At 33.6% G+C, this 21,101-nt stretch carries 11 protein-coding genes; 4 read left to right on the forward strand and 7 right to left on the reverse strand.

Going from position 1 to position 21,101, the window contains the following annotated elements:
• Position 1: 1 nt before the first annotated feature.
• The 7 genes from HM985_RS04735 to HM985_RS04765 form a co-directional block, all read right to left on the reverse strand.
• Positions 2–1,678 (reverse strand): alpha-amylase family glycosyl hydrolase, encoded by a 1,677-nt coding sequence (locus HM985_RS04735; RefSeq protein ID WP_179375149.1) that lies wholly within the window; start codon positions 1,676–1,678, stop codon positions 2–4.
• 95 nt (positions 1,679–1,773) lie between these two features.
• Positions 1,774–3,654 carry an alpha-amylase family glycosyl hydrolase gene (locus HM985_RS04740; protein ID WP_179375150.1) on the reverse strand — a complete coding sequence of 627 codons (1,881 nt, stop codon included), beginning with the start codon at positions 3,652–3,654 and terminating at the stop codon, positions 1,774–1,776.
• 4 nt (positions 3,655–3,658) lie between these two features.
• Positions 3,659–6,043: a TIM-barrel domain-containing protein gene (locus HM985_RS04745; RefSeq protein WP_179375151.1), complete on the reverse strand. Its 2,385-nt coding sequence runs from the start codon at positions 6,041–6,043 to the stop codon at positions 3,659–3,661.
• A gap of 168 nt (positions 6,044–6,211) precedes the next feature.
• On the reverse strand, positions 6,212–8,518 hold the full coding sequence (locus HM985_RS04750; protein ID WP_179375152.1) for a glycoside hydrolase family 65 protein: 2,307 nt from the start codon (positions 8,516–8,518) through the stop codon (positions 6,212–6,214).
• A gap of 44 nt (positions 8,519–8,562) precedes the next feature.
• Positions 8,563–9,219, reverse strand: coding sequence for a beta-phosphoglucomutase (gene pgmB / locus HM985_RS04755; RefSeq protein WP_179375153.1), 657 nt, complete (start codon positions 9,217–9,219; stop codon positions 8,563–8,565).
• 6 nt (positions 9,220–9,225) lie between these two features.
• Positions 9,226–10,584, reverse strand: coding sequence for an MFS transporter (locus HM985_RS04760; protein WP_179375154.1), 1,359 nt, complete (start codon positions 10,582–10,584; stop codon positions 9,226–9,228).
• Between the two features lie 133 nt (positions 10,585–10,717).
• Complete coding sequence (locus HM985_RS04765; RefSeq protein WP_179375155.1) at positions 10,718–11,764, reverse strand: LacI family DNA-binding transcriptional regulator; 1,047 nt, start codon at positions 11,762–11,764, stop codon at positions 10,718–10,720.
• A 358-nt stretch (positions 11,765–12,122) separates the two neighbouring features.
• Between HM985_RS04765 and HM985_RS04770 the strand changes: the two genes are divergently transcribed.
• The 4 genes from HM985_RS04770 (at position 12,123) to HM985_RS04785 (ending at position 21,042) form a co-directional block, all read left to right on the forward strand.
• Positions 12,123–15,053 carry a SusC/RagA family TonB-linked outer membrane protein gene (locus HM985_RS04770; RefSeq protein WP_179375156.1) on the forward strand — a complete coding sequence of 977 codons (2,931 nt, stop codon included), beginning with the start codon at positions 12,123–12,125 and terminating at the stop codon, positions 15,051–15,053.
• 12 nt (positions 15,054–15,065) lie between these two features.
• Positions 15,066–16,958: a RagB/SusD family nutrient uptake outer membrane protein gene (locus tag HM985_RS04775; protein ID WP_179375157.1), complete on the forward strand. Its 1,893-nt coding sequence runs from the start codon at positions 15,066–15,068 to the stop codon at positions 16,956–16,958.
• A 24-nt stretch (positions 16,959–16,982) separates the two neighbouring features.
• Entirely contained in the window at positions 16,983–18,098 is a 1,116-nt protein-coding gene (locus tag HM985_RS04780) for a SusF/SusE family outer membrane protein (RefSeq protein WP_179375158.1), read from the forward strand.
• Positions 18,099–18,159: 61 nt separating this feature from the next.
• Positions 18,160–21,042: an alpha-amylase family glycosyl hydrolase gene (locus tag HM985_RS04785; RefSeq protein ID WP_179375159.1), complete on the forward strand. Its 2,883-nt coding sequence runs from the start codon at positions 18,160–18,162 to the stop codon at positions 21,040–21,042.
• The last annotated feature ends 59 nt before the right edge of the window (positions 21,043–21,101 follow it).

Here is a 21,101-nt window from a genome sequence, read left to right on the forward strand (position 1 = left end):
TTTATCTTTTTTCGATTAATACTATATTGAAATCTGAGTCTACCGTTATTTTTCCATTTTCTACAGTTGCTGTTTCTCCAGAATATGCATCACGTAGCATTACTCTTTCTTGAAAAACTTTAGAGACATCAATTACTTTTTTACCTTTTTCAAGATCTAAACCAATGACAACTCTATCTTTAAAATCCCCTTTTTTAAAGCTTCTAGAAAAATAATAAGGCGAAGCTAAAATCATCTGATGAGTTCCTGCACCAACTGCTGGATGTTTAGCTCTAAATTGTCCTAATTTTTGCCAATGCGTTAATACTTTTTTCGTTGTTGGATTATTAGCTATAGAATCCCAATTCATAAATGAGCGTAATGTTGCATCTCCTTCTGTTCCTTCAATAACTAAAGACCTAGCCGATTCATCACCATAATAAATTTGAGCTGTTCCTGGTGCCAATAACAATTTATTAGCCGTAACATAAGGCTTTTTTCTTAAAGCATCAAACGGACTGCCATCATCATGAGAACTTAAGTAATTTAAGGTTCCAAAACCTTTTAATTCATGTTGTAAAATCTGAGAATAATTAGAAAATAAATCTTCATAGCTTTTATCTTTTGAATTGTATTTGAACTCAAAATTAATCAAACTTTGAAAACTTGGTGGATTAAAATAATTCACTTTTTTATCTCCAAAATCATAAAATTGACCGCTACTAATTCCGTAGTTATAAATCTCTCCAACTAAATAAAAATTGTTATCATCTATAACTTTATCTGGATTGCTTTTCTTGAATTCTGCAAACGCATAATCACATTCTACTTTAAATTCTTGCCAAACATATTCTTCCGTATGCTTTACAGTATCTGCTCTGTAACCATCTACACCAAATTCTGTAATGTAATCCGTTAACCATTTCATAATATAAAAACGCGGTGCCCTTGGGTGACCTGTACGCTCAAAAAAATCATCGAGCTCTTTTACTTCTTGATCGTAACGTCCTTCTGCTTTCCACTTTTCTACTAATTGTGGTGGTAAAGCAACAGCTTCATTACTTTCGGTTCTAATATCTGGAAGATTTGCTACCAACGTACAACTGATGGTATTGTTGTAATTCTCGTAAGAACATTGTTTGTCCGTACGTACCCATTCTTCTGGCCAAACTGGGTCTTTTTCCGTTACTGGACCTGTGTGATTTATTACAGCATCTAATACAATTCTAATCCCTTTAGCATGTGCTTCTCTTACTAACTCATGCAAATCTTCTTTGGTTCCAAAATTTGGATCAATAGTAGTCCAATCCTTAGCCCAATACCCATGATAACCATAAGTAGTTCCTGTTCCTTCATCAGTTCCACCATGAATTTGCTCTACAATTGGCGTCATCCAAATAGCATTAATTCCAAGATCGGTAAAATAACCTTCTTTTACTTTTTGTGTAATCCCTTTAATATCTCCACCTTCAAAACCTCTCAGCTTTCCTGCTTCTTTTGTTCTATCAAAATTGAGATCATTAGACGTATCACCGTTATTAAAACGGTCTGTCAATAAAAAATATAGATTTGCACCTTCCCAAACAAATGGCGTTTCTATAATATCCGATACCTCTGTAGCAGTTGTCTTTTTTTCTGTATCCTTATTTTTACAACTCAAAGTGATTAGGATTATGGTGAATAAAATTAGTTTTTTCATGTATTTTTATTATTTCTTCTCGATACAAATTTGTTCATACTTCTCAAATTCACTCGAAGTGACGATTGTTTATTATTGTAAGACTTACTAAAGCTTTATTTAATTTTTAGGATGAACGACTCTAAAGGCTTCACATCAATTCTCACTTCAGCCTTACCATTTGCTACTTTTAATGTTGAAGTATAGGTATTGTATAATTGATCTTTTACTTCATATTCTCCATCTTGAAGCTGTAATTTCTGAACTAAATCTTCAGGTAACTGCAACTCAAATCCGTACGCATTATCTGCATTAAAATTTGAAATAATAATCAACTTCTCATCTTCACTCCAACGCACAAAAGACAATACTTTATCGTTATACCATTCCGTATGTTCTTGATTATACCATTGAATATCTTGATAATCTCCCATCAATGCAGAACTATTAATGGTGAAGTTTAATAAACGCTTATAAAAATCACGAAGTTCTTTTTCTGCTTCAGTAGATTGTCCGCCATCAAACCAATAATCATTTACCCAACGCACTTGACTTGGCACAGATCCATAATCAAAAATAGAGGTTCGGCTTGGATCTCCAAAACCTAAATCTTCTGCTCCTGGCTCTCCTAATTCTTGCCCAAAATAAATCATCGTTGGTGCTGTAGACGAAGTTGCAGAAACCACCATTGCAGGTTTTCCTTTAACTGCACTGCCTGCAAATTCGGGACTTGCAATACGTTGCTCATCATGGTTTTCTAAAAAGTGAAGCATTTGGTGTTCAATATCACGCAATTCATTTAAAATTGGTGGAATATTATTTGTACTTCCGTGACCTTGCACCACGTTTTTTAATGTATCGTACAACTGAACTTTATCGTAGAGATAGTCCATTTTACCTCTTTTAATATAATCTCTATATAAACTTGGATTGTAAACCTCAGCTAATAAAAAGGCATCTGGATTTTTCATTTTTATATGAGAATTCATATAACTCCAAAACTCCACAGGCACCATTTCTGCCATATCATAACGAAAACCATCAATACCTTTTTCTGTCCAATACAGAGCGATATCTTTAAATTTTATCCATGAACTAGGAACGATTTTATCACTCCAAAATTCATAATGTTTTTTGTAATTTTCATTCTCAAAACCATCTGGCAATTCGTCAAAGTCTTTTCTCCCATCTGGACTAATTCCGTAATTAACCTTTACGGTTTCGTACCAATCATTCATATCTGGTTGCGATGCTCTTGAGCCATTTCCAGTCCATTTTGCCGGAATCTCTTCAAACTTACTGTCTGCTAAAACTGTTTTTTCACCACCTAAAGGTTGGTAACCATTTTTCCATTTGGGTACTTTAAAAGCTTCACCTGGATTGTAATAAAAGTTATTATTAACGTCGTAAGTTTTGGTTTTATCATCTTCTGCTCCAAAATCGGTAACACCCTCAGGGTTGGATAAACTTTGGTAATTACGAGCCACGTGATTAGGCACTATATCAATAATCACTTTTAATCCTGCTTCATGAGAACGCTTTATTAAGTTTTCAAATTCTAGTAATCTATGATCAATATTTATCGCTAAATCCGGATTTACATTATAATAATCCTTTACCGCATATGGTGAACCTGCTCTTCCTTTTACAATATCTGGATCGTCATTTGAAATGCCATATTTAGTGTAATCTGTAATCACATCATGATGTGGAACGCCTGTGTACCAAATGTGAGTGACTCCTAAATCTTTAATTTCAGCTAAAGCTTTATTTGTAAAATCATTAAACTTCCCAACACCATTCTCTTCCAAAGTTCCCCAAGGTTTATTGGTGGTATTTGTGTTTCCAAACAAACGTGTAAAAACCTGATAAACGACTTCCTTTTTCTTCATTTCCGTTTTAATTACTTCTGATTTTGGCGATTCTTTTACTTCATTTTTACAACCGACAAACACCGTAAAAACAAGAGCAATTAAGATAAGATTTTTTATGTGCATTCGTTTATTTTTTTAGTTTGATTTTAATTTCTTTTACTTCAGTAGTATCCCAAGTTACAGGAACTATCAATGTATTTGTTTCTTCATTATAAAAGAAAGGAATTTTACTACCAATAATCTTTACATTTTTTGGACTCTCTAGAATATTATGAATAATTAAATCTATTGATTTAGTTTTCGATTCAAACTGAGAATCCTTACTTGTTTCGAATTTAAATTGCAGGTTAGGCCCTTTAAATGTTGCTTTAAAATCTAGTAATTCAAAATTCTCTGTATCAGCTTCAAGTCCGTTATCATTGTATAATTTGTATGTAGTTTTTGGCGTACTTGAATCGAAATAATAATGTAACTCAAAATTATCACTATTAAAATCCGTTGTCGATTGCATCGGTTTTGCCATCGGAATAAAAGCACCTGCTCTTACATAAGTTGGAATCGTATTTTCTTTTAGTTGAACGGTTTTACTTTGTCCACCTTCTACTTTTTCATTGGTATAAAAATCGAACCATACATTATCCTTTGGAAAATAGATTTCTTGTTCCGTAAGCTCAGCTTCCAAAACTGGCGACACTAAAATAGCATCTCCCCATAAATAGGTTTTTGAATAATTAAATAGAGCTACATTATCCGCTTCTTCAAAAAACAAAGGTCGCATTAAAGGTTTACCAGATTGGTTATTTTCATAAACCAAATTGTAATTATATGGCAATAATTTATAACGCAACGTAATTGCTTCTTTGGCCAATGCTTTTGTTTTTTTACTTCTAAAAACGGGTTCGCTTGGTACGTCTTCTTGCGCGTGTGGTCTAAAAATAGGGTTAAAAACTCCGTATTGTAACCAACGCACATATAATTCATCATCTAAATTAGCGCCTGCAAATCCGCCTAAATCACTATGCATATAAGCCAAACCTTGCATGCCCATTTGTAGGGCAATTTCAGGTTGACTTTGTAAACCTCCCCAAGTTCGGTTAACATCTCCAGACCATGGAATCATTCCGTAGCGTTGTGAGCCTGAATAACCTGCTCGCATTAAAATGAAAGGTCTTGCATTTGGAAAATCACGTTGATAACCTTCGTGGATTAATCGTGCCCAATCGTGTCCATAAATATTATGAACCTCATCTGCAGAACCTGTATGATGTTGTACCCAACTTGGATGTACTTCTGGCTCTCCTAAATCACCCCAAATACCTGCAACACCCATATTAGCGATATCTTTATAGATGTTCCAAAACCATTTTTCGCCTTCGGGTTTATATATATCTATGAGTCCCGTATTTCCGAAATAGAAATCATATTTAGCAGGATTCCCTATAGAATCTTTAGCTAAAACATCTTTTTCAACAGCTTCTTCCCATTTTTTAGACGTAGTAAGCACAAAAGGTTCTGTAATAGTTATGGTTTTTACACCTTTATTATTAAGACGTTTTACCATGCCTTCAAAATCAGGAAAAGAATCTCTGAAGACTTCCAAATTCCCCATCGTTCCTTTTAAGTCTTTTCCGAACCAATATAAATCTAGAATGATAGCATCAACCGGAATTTCTTCTTCTTTAAATTTATCGATGGTCATTTCTACTTCTTCCTGCGAATGATACCCAAAACGACTAGAGAAATTCCCCAAAGCCCAACGTGGCAACATAGGCTGTTTCCCTGTTAGATTTGTATAATTATTAGTGATGTCGTACCAAGATTCCCCTACGATGACTTGATAGGTTTTTCGTCCTGAAATCGTTTCATATTTCAACGTATTATCGCCTTTACTATCTAAGTCTAAGAAACCAATTGGTGCATTATCAAAGTGAATCATGTATTGGTTAGAAGACAATACAATTGGCAAAGTAAAGTTCATTAATTCACTATGGGTTTCGTAACCATAATGCGCTCTATTATAAAGCTGAAGTCGATATCCACGACGATTCATACCTAAAGCTCTTGCGCCTCCTCCATATAAAACCTCATCTTTAGTAAGGTTAAATTCTATGGTTTCTAGACTGTCGTTTTTAACATAACCTCCTTTTTCAGATGTTATGAGTTTGTCTTTGTAGTAATATGAAATTTGAAATGGATTTTTAGTGATTTTGATAGCAATACCATCTGTTTTAAGATCTATAATTTCTTCACCTTCTAAAACTTCAAAAATTAAAAAATTAGGTTTTGCTATAACGGCATGAGAATCTGAATTTATAGTTTCACCATTTGGAATAAATGAAGTTTCTACCACTTCTGAAGCATAAGCTTGAAAAATATAAACACCATCATTTACTTTTATAGATGGCACACCTTTATTTACCCAAGCGAAGGATTGAAATGTGCGTTCTGTATTTTGTGCATTAATTAAAAATGAGCAAAGTATACATGCTAAGAATAGAATTATTTGCTTCATATTAAAACTTATAATTACAGAATTTATTTCTTCAAACGCAACGAAAAATTTATTCTATTTCATTTCATTATGAAAAAATACCTACAAGGTTTTAGAAACCTTGCAGGATATTAAATTTATTTGGTTTTATACTTCGTTTGCACTTAACTACCGACTAAATCTACAGTATTACACCGTCATTAACTTATTAGGACTGATAGTCACTTCTTTTCCGTTGACAAAAATCTGTAAATCCTTATCGCCTTCTAATTCAAATTTCGTTTCATTTTGATTGACACTTACTTTTACAACTTGGTGTCTAAAATTCACTTTAAAAGAGTAACCATCCCACTGTTTTGGAATTTTTGGCTCAAATGATAAAGTGTCATTTTTAACACGCATACCTCCAAAACCTTCTACAATACTCATCCACGTTCCTGCCATGGAAGTAATATGTAATCCTTCGTGAACTTCGTGGTTATAATCGTCTAAATCTAAACGCGAAGTTCTTAAATAGAATGTATATGCTTGGTCCATTCGGTCTAACTTAGCCGCCTGAATACTGTGTACACATGGCGATAATGAACTTTCGTGAACGGTGAATGGTTCATAAAAATCGAAATGACGCTCTAATTCTTCCGTTGTAAATTCATCTTCAAAGAAATACATCCCCTGAAGTGTATCGGCTTGTTTTATATATGGTGAACGTAAAATTCTGTCCCAAGACCATTTTTGATTAATTGGACGTTGCGACTTGTCTAAATCTGTAACTGTAATTAATTCTTTATCTAAGAAACCATCTTGCTGTAAGTATACATTATGTTTTTCAGAATAAGGAAAATACATATTGTCAGCAACCTTTAACCATTCGCTAACTTCTGCTTTAGATAGCTTGGTTTTATCCATTACACGTGTGTAGTCCGCACTGTACTCTGCCTCTACTTTTTCTATACTTTGAGCTGCATATTTAATACACCATTGCGCGATATAGTTGGTATAAAAGTTATTATTTACGTTATTTTCATATTCGTTTGGCCCCGTTACACCTAGAATAACATACTTATTTTTATTCGTAGAGAATGTGGCGCGTTGATGCCAGAATCTTGCAATACCAATAAGTACTTCTAATCCCATTTCGGGGATATAACTATAATCTCCAGTATATCTATAATAGTTAAAAATAGCAAAAGAGATAGCTCCGTTTCTATGGATTTCTTCGAATGTAATTTCCCATTCATTATGGCATTCTTCACCATTCATCGTTACCATAGGATACAATGCAGCACCATTTTTAAAGCCTAATTTTTCAGCATTTTCAATAGCTTTTTGCAAATGATTATGTCTGTAAGCTAATAAATTTCTTGCAACACTTTGGTCTTTTGTAGCCATGTAAAATGGTATACAATACGCTTCTGTGTCCCAATACGTACTTCCACCATATTTTTCACCTGTAAATCCTTTTGGACCAATATTTAAGGTTTTATCAGTACCTAAATAGGTTTGATTTAAGTGAAATATATTAAAACGAATACCTTGTTGTGCTTTTACATCGCCTTCTATTGTGATATCTGCGGTATCCCAAATATTAGCCCATGCTTGTTTTTGATCTTCTAATAATTTAGTGAATCCTATTAAGGTCGATTTATCTAAAGTTGATTTTGCTACCGTAATTACTTCGGTTTTATCAAGATTTCGATCTACTGTATAACCACCAAATTTATGGATAGAAAATGTATCGCCTTTAGTTACCTTTTGTGTATATGAAAATGCAATAGTCGTATCTGTTTCTTCTTTTTCTGAAGCAATTTCTACTTGATTTCCATTATGAAATAATTGCGATTCCATAAACGTACAGGTATAAAACTCAGTTTTCATGGTTTTAGCTTCTATAAAAGCTTTTTCACCTTCTTGAGATACTTTTACGGTATCCCAAAATTTATCGTCCCAGTTAGTATCTTCATTAGTGATGCCACTATCTAAATAAGGTTGGTAAGTTATAGTTGCATCTGCATTTAATGGCTTAACAGAATAATCAATAGCACCTAATTCGTCTATATCTAAACTTAAAAAACGCTTTACATTGACTTCTACTTCTATATCATTTGGAAGTGTTGCCGTAAAACTTCGAGATAACCAACCTTCTTTCATGTTAAGTTCTCGCTTAAAATTTTCTATGTTTTTACACGTATGAAGATCTAAAGCTTCTCCATTAATAGAAACATTAATCCCAATCCAACTTGGTGCATTTAATACCTTTGCAAAATATTCTGGATAACCGTTTTTCCACCAACCTACTCTAGTTTTATCTGGATAGTAAACACCCGCGATATAACTACCTTGAAATGTTGGTCCTGAATAGTGTTCTTCAAAATTAGCACGTTGTCCCATAGCTCCGTTTCCGATACTAAACAAACTTTCTGATGCCTTAACTTGTTGAGGATCGAATCCTTCTTCTAAGATTGACCAATTGTTTGGTATGATATAATCTAGATTCATTATGATGATATTTTAAACCTCTTTACGAGATACTTATTTTTAATTTATTTTTCTATTAGAGATTTTAAAAAATCTTCTGATATTTCTGTAAAATCATTGAATACATAATCCGCATGACCTAAAATAGTTTTGCTTCCTATTCCGATAGAAATCATATTTGCTGTGTTCGCAGCTTCTACTCCTGCCACTGAATCTTCAAAAACAATACAATTTTCTGGTTTCATATTAATTTCCTTAGCCGCAATTAAAAACACCTCAGGATCTGGTTTTGCTTTTGTAACATCATTTCCATCTACAATAGCATCGAAATCAGACATGATATGAACACGTTCTAAAATTGTTCTCGCATTTTTACTTGCCGAGCCTAATGAGATGGGTTGTTTATTTTCTTTTAAAAACTTTAAAACCTTTGGTACATCTGGTAATATTTCGCTTTCATCCATTTCTGCGATGTAACCTAAATATTCTTCATTCTTTTTTCCCATAAGGTCATTGAACAGCTCTTGAGAAATGGTTTTATTTCCCCATGCTAATATCTTTTCTAAAGAACGTACACGGCTAACCCCTTTAAGTTGCTCGTTTTCTTCCTCAGTAAAATTTATACCTAAACCTTTAGCGAGTTGTTGCCACGCTAAAAAGTGATATTTTGCAGTATCTACGATGACACCATCTAAATCGAATATGAATCCTTTTTTGTTCATTTACTTTTATTTTTGAATAACGTCATCAACGTCTTTTACTTTTGATACTAAAGCTGCAGCGATTAAAAAGCTGACACCACTCATTACTAATGCAAATATGGCTTGGTCACCATAAGCGTATTTTATAAGAGGTCCGCCAATTAATGCGTTAATTATTTGTGGAATTACTATGAAGAAATTAAAAATCCCCATATAAACCCCCATCTTTTTAGGTGAAATGGAACCTGCTAAAATAGCGTAAGGCATAGCCAAAATACTTGCCCAAGCAATACCGATACCAATCATAGAAACGATAAGCCAATTTTTATCCGGCATAATATAAATGGAAAGTAATCCGAGTCCACCAATAATTAATGAAATAGAATGGGTACGTTTTCTCCCTATTTTCTTAGCGATATAAGGCAATGCGAAAGCATAAAATGCAGATACAAGATTATAAATACCAAACAAAATACCTATCCAATCGCCAGCATCTTGATACGCAGAACTAGTGCTATCTGTAATTGGCAATCCATAAATATGCTGTGCTATTGCAGGTGTGGCAAATACCCACATACCAAAAAGACCAAACCATGAAAAGAACTGCACCCAACTTAATTGGCGCATGGTTGTTGGCATTTTTTTAAAATCTTCTAAAATATCTAAAAGACTAGATTTTTCTTCTGCTGGAATTTCGAGGTTATCAGTATTTTGATGTTCGTTTTCAAAAGCATGTAATTCTTCTGGTGAATATTCTTTAGTGGTAATTACAGTTACTAAAATTGAAATAATCAGCATCACTGCTCCTACAACAAAAGACCAAATTAAATTTGAAGGCACAACACCTGCTACAGTTTCATTTGAAACACCAAACCAATTGGTTAATGCATAAGGTAACCAAGACCCAATTACAGCTCCGAAACCAATTAATGCTGTTTGTATACTAAAACCGGCTGTACGTTGATCGGTTCTAAGATTGTCTCCTACTAAAGCGCGGAAAGGTTCCATGGCAATATTGAAAGAGGCATCCATAATCATTAACATCCCTGCTCCAACCCAAAGTGCTGGCAAAAAAGCAATAAACATATCTGCTTGTGGCATAAGTACCAAACCAACAGACGCTAAAATAGCACCGACTAAAAAATAAGGTTTTCTACGACCGAATTTCCCCCAGGTTTTATCGCTATAATGACCTACAATAGGCTGAACGATTAACCCCATTAGAGGTGCAATGATCCAAAACCATGACAGTTCGTGAACATCTGCTCCGAAAATTTGAAGTATTCTACTTGCGTTGGCATTTTGAAGGGCGAAACCCATCTGTATTCCTAGAAACCCAAAACTCATGTTCCAGATCTGCCAGAAATTTAATCTACGCTTTTCCATTAAATAGTATATTAGTATTAATACTATTCTGACAAGCTTAGCTTATCAAAACTTTTTTCATTGAGAAGTGAAAATATAAGTTTTGATTATGGTACAAAGATATAAAAGATTTTAAAATAGCAATGTTAAATTTCTATTTGGTGGATTCTCGTTCAATTAAATCAGTCGTAATAACCACTGTTTGAAATTCTTCATCGGCACTATTAAATTCACTTTCTAACTTATCTATTAAAAGTTCTGCCGCCTTCTCTCCCATCTGTTGTGCATGTTGGCTAACTGTAGTAAGACTCGGGGTTGCGTGCTTAGAAAGTACTCCGTCTGTAAACCCAATAACCTGAACATCGTTAGGTACATTTAGTCCTAATTTACGCGCTACTTTCATAGCCAATAAAGCATAGATTTCATTGACTGCAAAAACACCATCCAAAGTAGGATTCGACTGAAATAATTGCTCTATTTCTTTTTCAAGTTCTTCTAAATGGGCTTCATAATCGAGAGATTCATCAATTTTAAGAATTAATTCAGCTTTAGGCGTCATTGTATGCTCATCCAAGGCTTCAAGATACCCTTGAGTTCTTAATTTACCCACACTAACATAATCCTCAGTAGTAATTAAAGCAATAGATTTACAGCCGTTTTCTATTAATTTTTTAACCGCTTTTTTAGCCCCATTAAAGTCATCAACGATTACTTTATCACATCTTAAATCAGACACCACACGATCAAACATCACAATAGGCATACCCTGTGTCATTGTTTCATTGATATGATGATAATCTTGCAGTTTCAAAGTTTCTTTAGACATAGAAAGCACAAAACCATCAATACTACCATTAGCCAACATTTCCATGTTAATAACCTCTTTAGCAAAAGACTCATTAGATAAACCTATAATAACATTATATCCTCTTTTATTTGCCACAAGCTCTACACCACTAATAACCTTTGAGAAAAAATGGTGAACAATTTCGGGTATAATTATACCTATCGTATTGGTTCTTCTGTTTTTAAGGCTTAACGCAATATTATTAGGCTTATAATTATAGAGTTTGGCAAATGCTTGAACTTTCTGTTTTGTATCATCACTTATTTCTGCACTATTACGTAATGCTTTGGATACTGTAGAAATAGAAACATCTAGTTCTCTTGCTATTTGCTTCAGTGTAATTTTCCTTTTCATGCGTTTAATTTAATATTTGATAATCTATTTATTGAGCTTGGCTTTTATGGCTTATTTCAGGCGATAAAGGACTGCAATTTACCCTCTATAATTGTAGCTAAGATACGGCGAAAATAAACGAAAAATTAGTTTTATAATTTATGACTTCGTAATTTTTAGATATAATTAATAAAATATGCTCAGTATTTTGTAATTGTTCTGAGAATCTCAATATTTTTAAGAAAGTTTTTAACACGAAAACGTTTTCGTGACTTTCGTCATGTTTATTAATAGCTGATTGATATTAAATTTACATAGATTTAACCCGAGAAGTGAAAATATAAACTAATTAAATAAGCAATTAACTTAAACATATTGTATGAAAACAATCTTAAATGCTTTACTATTCTGTCTCATATTATTACCAGCATCCTTGATGGCACAATCAACTGCCATTGGTAATGTTACAGATAAAGCGAACGCCATGCCTCTACCTGGTGTAAACGTTATAATAAAGGGAACTTCCCGAGGAACATCGACGGATTTCGACGGTAATTATTCAATAGAACTTAATCAAGGTGAAATTTTAGTAATCTCTTATGTAGGCTACACCTCGCAAGAGGTTGTATTTAACGGTCAATCTCCAATTGATGTTGCCTTAGTCGAAGATTCAGCTCAATTAGATGAAGTTATTCTTATTGGATATGGTTCTGTAAAAAAGGATGATTTAACTGGTGCAGCAGACTTATTAAAGGCCGAAGATTTTAATCAAGGACCTTTAGTTTCTGCCCAACAATTAATTTCAGGAAAGATTGCAGGTGTGTCTGTAACTTCTGCAAGTGGGTCTCCAGGAGATGGTCAAAATATTGTAATAAGAGGGAATGGGTCTTTATCTTTATCTAGTAATCCTCTTATTGTATTAGACGGTATTCCTTTAGATCAAGGAGGTGTTGGAGGATCTAGAAATCCATTAAACCTTATTAACCCGAATGATATTGAAAGTATGACGGTATTAAAAGATGCGTCTGCCACATCTATTTATGGATCTAGAGCGGCTAATGGAGTTATATTAATTACCACCAAAAAAGGTAAAGACTCTGAGTTTAAATTTAATGCATCAAGTTCTACAACAGTACATACATCTGTAGATAGAGTTGATGTTTTAAACGCAGATCAATTTAGAAGTATTGTTAACAATCACCCGGGAGCAAATGCAGAAACAATCGCACTTTTAGGCAATTCTAATACAGATTGGCAAGATGAAATTTACCAAACAGCTTTTGGACAAGACCATTCATTTAGTGCTTTAGGTAGTCTTTATGGAGTACCAATGAGAGTTTCTCTAGGACACTCTGATCATGATGGTAATTTAAAACGCGATAATTTTCAAAGAACAACAGCGTCTTTAAATTTATCACCAAAATTATTTGATGATCATTTAAAACTTGATATTTCAGCAAGAGGAAACTATACAGAAAATTTCTTTGCAGATCGAGGCGCTATTGGTAGTGCTAATAATTTTGATCCAACACAATCTATATATGATTCTAGCTCACCTTACGCAGGTTATTTCTCATGGATTGATGCTTCAACAGGCAATCAACCTACATTAGCAGGCACAAATCCTGTTGCATTACAAAATTTAAAAGATGATAGTTCTGAAGTAAGACGTTTTGTATTAAATGCAAAAGCAGATTATAAGCTACATTTCTTTCCAGATTTAACAGCAACAGTTAGTACTGGTATTGATCAATCTAATAGTCACGGTAGAACACTTGTTTCAGAATTAATTCCGACATCAGATCTTACTTGGAATGGATCTAGAAGTACATTCACTAATGAGTCTACTAATAAATTATTTGATGCCTATTTTACATATAACAAATCCCTGAGTGACATCCATAATATTACAGCAGTTGCTGGGTATTCTTACCAATCTTTTGAGTATGATAACTTTAGTTATGATAGTGAAGCAGAAGAAGATGGAAATGATTTTGAATTTATAGACAAATCTAAAAATGTATTGCTATCTTATTTTGGTCGTTTAAATTATGATTATGATGGCAAATATTTATTAACGGCTACTTTAAGAGCCGATGCATCTTCAAAATTAAACCCAGATGATCGTTGGGGTTACTTCCCTTCTGTTGCATTAGCTTGGAATTTACACAATGAAGATTTCTTAAACGATATCAATAACGTAAATGAACTTAAATTACGTATTGGTTATGGTGAGGTAGGTAATGTAAATGGTTTAGGTGACTATTTATTCTTAACACGATATACAGGAAGTCAATCTACGGCTAATTATCAATTTGGAAATTCTTTTTACCAAACCTACAGACCAGAACCTTTAAATGAAGACTTAAGATGGGAAATTGGTAACACATTTAATCTTGGTTTAGACTATAGTTTCTTTAATAGAAGAGTCTCTGGTTCGATTAACTTATACCAAAAACAAACTAAAGACTTAATTGCTTTCGCTTCTGTAGACCCGTTTACAAATTTTGGTTCTAAAATTCAGAAAAACATTGGTGATATGCAAAATCGTGGAATTGAGTTTGCACTAAACTTAATACCTATAAGAACTGATGATTTTGAATGGTCTGTTAATTACAATGTTTCATTCAATGATAACGAGATAACTAGCTTACCTTTTGATCAAGATACAGGAGGAATTAGTGCTGGAACAGGTAATAACGTTCAAATACATACTGAAGGTGCTGCCCCTTATAGTTTTAATGTTTTTCAACAAGTTTATGACAATAATGGAAAACCAATTGAAGGAGCTTTTGTAGATCGAAATGGAGACAATGTTATAAATGATGAGGATAAATACTTATATAAAGATCCTTATGCAGATATTATTATGGGTTTAAACACTAACCTGAGTTATAAAAAATGGGATTTGGCTGTTGTAACGAGAGCCAATATTGGAAATTATGCATACAATGATGTATCTGCAAGTAACTCTTATTTAGATGGAGTAATACCAACCACCAATAACTTCTTAACAAATCTACATTCTAGTTATTTAGAAAATGGATTTACAAACCAATCTAATGAAAACACTTTTTTAAGTAGTCATTACATTCAAGACGCTTCATTCTTTAAAATTGATAATATCACGTTAGGTTACACTTTAGATAACGCAATTAAAAACGTATCTCTACGACTTTATGGTTCCGTTCAAAATGTAGCAACAATCACAGATTATGAAGGTTTAGATCCAGAAATCACAGGTGGTATTGATAGTAATTTTTACCCAAGACCAAGATCTTATGTTTTTGGAGTAAATGTAGATTTTTAAAAAAATTGAATTATGAAAAACAGAATAAAACAAATTATATTTTTAGCAACGATCTCACTTTTTATGACCGCATGTCATGATGATTTAGATCAAGATCCTATTGATCCAGATAGTTTTACAGAACAAGATGTTTTTGCTAATGCTACAGAAGCAAAAGGAGCTTTAGCTAAACTTTATGCTAGTTTAGCATTAACAGGGCAAAAAGGACCTTCTGGACAAGCAGATATAGCAGATATTGATGAAGGCTTTTCACAATACACACGTATGCTATTTAACTTAAATGAATTAACAACAGACCATGCAGTAGTGGGTTGGGGAGACGCAGGTTTACCAGATCTACATGGTTTATATTGGTCAGCTGGTAATGATTTTACTGGTGCCATGTATGTGCGCTTAGCTCAAGAAGTTTCTTTTACCAATGCTTATATTAAAAATGCCTCTGAATTGCCAGACGCCGAAGCACAAACCTTTATTGCTGAAGCTCGTTTTTTAAGAGCTTTTGCATACTATAACCTCATTGATTTTTATGCTAATGTGCCATTGGTAACTGAAATTACCACAGACTTACCTTCTCAAAATTCAAGAACAGAACTTTTTGATTTTGTTGAATCAGAGTTATTAGAAATTCAAGATCTATTATTAGAGTCTAATGAATACGGACGTGTAGATAAAGTAGCTGCATGGGCATTACTTTCTAAGTTATATTTAAATGCAGAAGTATGGACAGGAACACCTAGATATACCGATTGTATTACGTATTCTGAAAACGTACTGAACTCTTCATACTCTATTAACACAACTGATACTAACGGAAATGGCAATGCTTATGATGAATTATTCTTAGCAGATAACAATACTAACGGAGCTCAAAACGAATTTATTCTTGTCTTAAATTTCGACGGCATACAATCTCAAACTTTTGGTGGCTCAACATTTTTAGTTCATGCTGCAACAGGCGGAAGTATGGATCCATTGAGTTTAGGTATCAACGGTGGTTGGGGTGGTTTAAGAACAACCAAAGCTTTAGTTGAAAAGTTTGAAACAAGTGAAATTAATATTCCACAATTAAATAGTCAACTTGGTGGTACACTTTCTAACTGGGGACTTATAGGTGATTTAAATGAATGGGGAGATGAAGATGTAAAATTATACGAAACTTCTACAGACCTATACAAATTATATGTTGAATTACCTGATGGAGAATTAAAATTCAGATTTGATGAAAACTCGGGTAATAATTATGGTGACACTGGCGCTGATGGTATATTAGAATTTGGTGGTGATAACATCGTAGTAACAGCAGGCACATACTTAGTGACTTTTAATTTAGCTAATCTAACTTATAGTTTTGATCCTGTTATTTCAGAAGGTGATAAAAGAGGTATGTTTTATACTGATGGACAGAATTTAGAAATAGGGAGTATCCCTCCATTTGCTGAAGGTTATGCTGTTACTAAATTTAAAAACATAGACTCTAACGGTAACCAAGGAAGCGATAGTAGTGGTGATTTTGTAGATACCGACTTACCTATTATTCGTTTAGCTGAAATATATTTAAACTATGCAGAAGCTCACTTAAGAGGAGGAGGCGGAAGTCTAAGTACAGCCGTTGAAAAAATAAATGAATTAAGAACAAGAGGCTATGGCGACAATTCTGGAAACATAATATCAGGAGATCTAGACTTAGATTTTGTATTAGACGAACGCTCAAGAGAGTTATACTGGGAAGGGCAAAGACGTACCGATTTAATTCGTTACAATTATTTTACAACGAACTCTTACTTATGGCCATTTAAAGGAAACCAAGCTAATGGAACTTCTGTAAGTACATTTAGAAACATATTTCCTATCCCTACAAATACAATTTCAACAAACCCTAACTTAATTCAAAACAACGGGTATTAATAAACTAATTTAAACAACAACACTATGAAAACAATTAAATATCTAGCGCTACTGCTTATCACCGTAATCAGCTTCAATGCTTGTGAAAGTGACGATAGCATAACATATATAGCACAACCTACAGGAGACTTAACATTTACAAATGCCTTCTTAGAAGAATACATTCTAATACCTTCTGCTTCAAGCAACATAGGAGAACGTTTTACTTGGAGTGATGCTGATTTTGATATACAAACAAATATTAATTATGAATTACAAAAATCTATAATTGGTGATTTTACGGATACAGAAGTTATTGGTACAACTGGAGATAACTCTTATGCGGTAACAATTGGAGACTTATTAGGTTATGCAGAAGAAGCTGGTTTAGATAGTGATGATGCTACAGAAATGCCAGATACTGGTAATGTTTATTTTAGAGTAAGAGCCATTTTAGGAACGGATGCAGCTTTAGAAATAATTTCTCCAATTCAAGCATTAGTTTTAGTACTTCCTGGAGTTAATGAAGTTGAAGTTCCTGAATTACCAAAATTATATGTTGTTGGTAGTTTTTTAGAAGCTAGTGGTTACGGTAGTAACTGGACTGCGAGTGACGCGGTACCAATTGCCGCTTCTGAAGTTGGAGATAACAATTATGAAGGGTTTGTATATATGAATATGGATACTACTGAATTTAAATTCTTACCAACAAATGAATCTTTTGATGGTGATTATGGTGACGATGGCACTTTTAGCGGTGTATTACTTCAAGAAGGTGAATCTAACTGTTCTATTACTGGTTCTGGTTATTATTATGTAAAGGCTAATTTAGATGATCTTACTTACACCACCGAAGCAACAAGCTGGGGCATTATTGGTAACGCTACTCCAGGTGGCTGGGATTCTGACACAGATATGACCTATGATCAAGACTCTAAAACATGGTCTGTAATAATAGAATTAACTTCTCAAGAAGCACCTGATAATGGGTTAAAATTCCGTGCTAATGATGATTGGGCTTTAAATATTGGTGATACTGATGCTGATGGTACTATGGAGTTTGATGGACAAAACATTGGTATTGATGAAGCCGGAACTTACTTAATCACATTAGATTTGAGCAACGCAAGACAATATACATATTCTATAGAATTACAATAGTTTAATATTAAAAAAAAAGGCTATGAAAACTCATAGCCTTTTTTTAGATATCAAAAATATTATGAAAAAAATATTACTTAATATATTGTTGCTATTACCCTTAATTGCAATAGCACAAGTAACAACAAATCCTAGTCCAATCTTAATTGACGAGTCCGTTACTATAACTGTAGACATTAATAGTAGTGATACAAATTGCAATAGCATCAGCAACCCTTCAAAAGTATATGCTCATTTAGGAGTTGGTAATGATAGTGATGAATATGGCATTGGTGTTGTTGGAAACTGGGGCGAAGATGATGGTATTGGAGAAATGACCAACAATAATGATGGTACATGGAGCATTACCTTTACACCTAACACTTATTTTAGCCTAACAAGTGAAGAAGAAAGCCTTGTTACCAAAATGGGAATGGTTTTTAGAAGTGCTGATGGATCTCAAGAACTTAAAGCTACTGATTGTATAAATTTTATATTTAACATTGGTGCTTTCCAAGTTAATATGATTAATCCTTCTTCAAGTTCTAACGGAATCATAGTTGCAAATAATGGAGATAACACTCAAATTTTAGCACAAAACACAGGAGGTGCTGCAGACTACGAACTCTTTGTTGATGGAGTTAGTGTCCATACACAAAATAGTACAACGTTTTACAATGGTTATATCTTTACAAATTTAACTGAAAATAAATCTTGTGAATTAGTCATTACCCAAGATGGCGTAAACATCATAAAACCATTTTCAATTATTGTAAACAACACGGTATCTGAAGCTTTACCAGCAGGATTAAAAGATGGTATTAATTACGATTCTACAGACAATACAAAAGCGACTTTAGTTTTAACAGCACCAAATAAAGACTTTGTATACTTATTAGGTAGTTTTAACAATTGGGAAGCGTCCAATGAATATGCTATGAAAAAAGATAGCGCTACAGATCAATTTTGGATTGAGTTAACAGGTTTAACTTCTCAACAAGTTGAAACTTATCAATATTGGGTTGGAGACGCAAGTCCTATATCTGGTTCACCAGCATTGGTTAAAGTAGCAGATCCTTATTCACCTCTAGTTTTATCACCTTTTGATGACCAATACATCCCTGAAGCTTCTTACCCTAATATGCCTGTATATCCAGCAGGTCAAGAGTTTGAAGTAACTGTTTTACAAACCGGTCAAACACCATACGATTGGCAAGTTTCTGAATTTGATAAACCATCTAAGGAAGATTTAGTGATTTATGAAGTTTTAATTAGAGATTTTGATACCGATAGAAACTTTCAAGATATTATAGATCGTATCGATTATTTCAAAAATCTAAACATCAACGCTATTGAGTTAATGCCAATTATGGAATTTGAAGGCAATGAAAGTTGGGGTTATAATACCGCTTTTCATATGGCTATTGATAAATTTTATGGTAGTCAAGAAAAATTTAAAGAACTCGTAGACATTTGCCACCAAAATGGTATTGCCGTAATTTTAGATATTGCATTTAACCATGCTTACGGTAGAAATCCGATGGTTAGAATGTGGATGGATGATCCTGATGGTGATGGTTGGGGAGGACCTTCAACAGAAAACCCATACTTTAATGTTCTACCTACACACTCATATAGTGTTGGTAATGATTTTAATCACAGTTCTACATACACTAAAAACTATGTAAAACAAGTTGTAGATTTTTGGATTGAAGAGTATAACATTGATGGGTTTCGTTGGGATTTAACCAAAGGATTTACTCAAAATTGTGGTAACGGTAGTGATGGTGGAGATGAAGGTTGTACAGGTAGTTACCAACAAGATCGTGTTGATGTTTTAAAAGAATATGCAGATCACTCTTGGAATATAGACCCTGATCACTACGTTATTTTTGAACATTTAGGTTCTGATAACGAAGAAAAAGAATGGGCTAATTACCGCCTAGATGAAGGTAAAGGAATTATGATGTGGGGCATAATGAATTCAGCCTACAGTGAGCTAACAATGGCAGAATCGGGTAATAAAAACATTAGCCGAATGGGACATAATGCACATATTGGTTTTAATGGACCTCGCGTTGTTGGTTATGCAGAAAGCCATGATGAAGAGCGTCTAATGTATAAAAACATTGCTTACGGTAGCACTAGTAATTCATCTCATAATGTGAGAGATCTTAATACCGCTTTATCTCGAATGTCTGCTTTAGGTGCTGTTTCTGTTATGGTTCCGGGTCCAAAAATGATTTGGCATTTTGGAGAATTAGGTATGGAAAATTCAATTTTCACTTGTGAAGATGGAAGTTACAGTAACGACGGTTGTAAACTCTCTACCAAACCGCAACCACAGTGGACAAACAATTGGATCACCGAAGCTTTAAGAAGTGAAATTTATAACGATTGGTCTAAGCTACATCTATTAAAAATTGAAGAGCCAGTATTTGAAGGAGATTACACCATTACTTCTGGAGATTTAACGCCCAGAATTGATATATATGATAATTCCATACCTGCTTCTCTGCTTAGCAACGTTATTATTTTAGCGAATTTTGATGTCGTTTCTCAAACGGTAAACACTAATTTCCCTAGTGGAGTAACAACAACGTGGTATGATCTTATGGATGCTTCAGGAAACACAACTGTAAGTAATTCTTTGAGTACAATTACAATTCCTGCTGGGCAATTTAGAATATTAGGAAATACTTCTTCAAGTGTTTTAAGTGTTGATAACGAAGCATTACTTAACTTTAGTATTTACCCTAACCCAACGCAAACATCTTTTAGTATTAATACTAATGCTTCTAATCTTGAAGTATATGATTTAACAGGAAAATTAGTGAAATCATTTAAAGGTGATTTTACCAATACAGATACTTTTGATATTTCATCTTTAAATTCTGGAATGTATATTGTTAGAATTGAAAAAGGAACAAATCAAACGTTAACAACTAAATTAGTAAAACTCTAATTACTAAATTAACAATCTATAAATATGATAAAGGTGCTCAATTGAGCACCTTTATTTAT

This window comes from Winogradskyella wichelsiae (assembly GCF_013403925.1).
In the GTDB taxonomy this organism is placed as follows: domain Bacteria; phylum Bacteroidota; class Bacteroidia; order Flavobacteriales; family Flavobacteriaceae; genus Winogradskyella; species Winogradskyella wichelsiae.

Bases quoted from the DNA above. Each gene is read 5' to 3' on its own strand.
- pgmB (WP_179375153.1), bottom strand. From the start codon at position 9,219: ATGAACAAAAAAGGATTCATATTCGATTTAGATGGTGTCATCGTAGAT.
- HM985_RS04740 (WP_179375150.1), bottom strand. From the start codon at position 3,654: ATGCACATAAAAAATCTTATCTTAATTGCTCTTGTTTTTACGGTGTTT.
- HM985_RS04760 (WP_179375154.1), bottom strand. From the start codon at position 10,584: ATGGAAAAGCGTAGATTAAATTTCTGGCAGATCTGGAACATGAGTTTT.
- HM985_RS04745 (WP_179375151.1), bottom strand. From the start codon at position 6,043: ATGAAGCAAATAATTCTATTCTTAGCATGTATACTTTGCTCATTTTTA.
- HM985_RS04765 (WP_179375155.1), bottom strand. From the start codon at position 11,764: ATGAAAAGGAAAATTACACTGAAGCAAATAGCAAGAGAACTAGATGTT.
- HM985_RS04750 (WP_179375152.1), bottom strand. From the start codon at position 8,518: ATGAATCTAGATTATATCATACCAAACAATTGGTCAATCTTAGAAGAA.
- HM985_RS04785 (WP_179375159.1), top strand. From the start codon at position 18,160: ATGAAAAAAATATTACTTAATATATTGTTGCTATTACCCTTAATTGCA.
- HM985_RS04780 (WP_179375158.1), top strand. From the start codon at position 16,983: ATGAAAACAATTAAATATCTAGCGCTACTGCTTATCACCGTAATCAGC.
- HM985_RS04770 (WP_179375156.1), top strand. From the start codon at position 12,123: ATGAAAACAATCTTAAATGCTTTACTATTCTGTCTCATATTATTACCA.
- HM985_RS04775 (WP_179375157.1), top strand. From the start codon at position 15,066: ATGAAAAACAGAATAAAACAAATTATATTTTTAGCAACGATCTCACTT.
- HM985_RS04735 (WP_179375149.1), bottom strand. From the start codon at position 1,678: ATGAAAAAACTAATTTTATTCACCATAATCCTAATCACTTTGAGTTGT.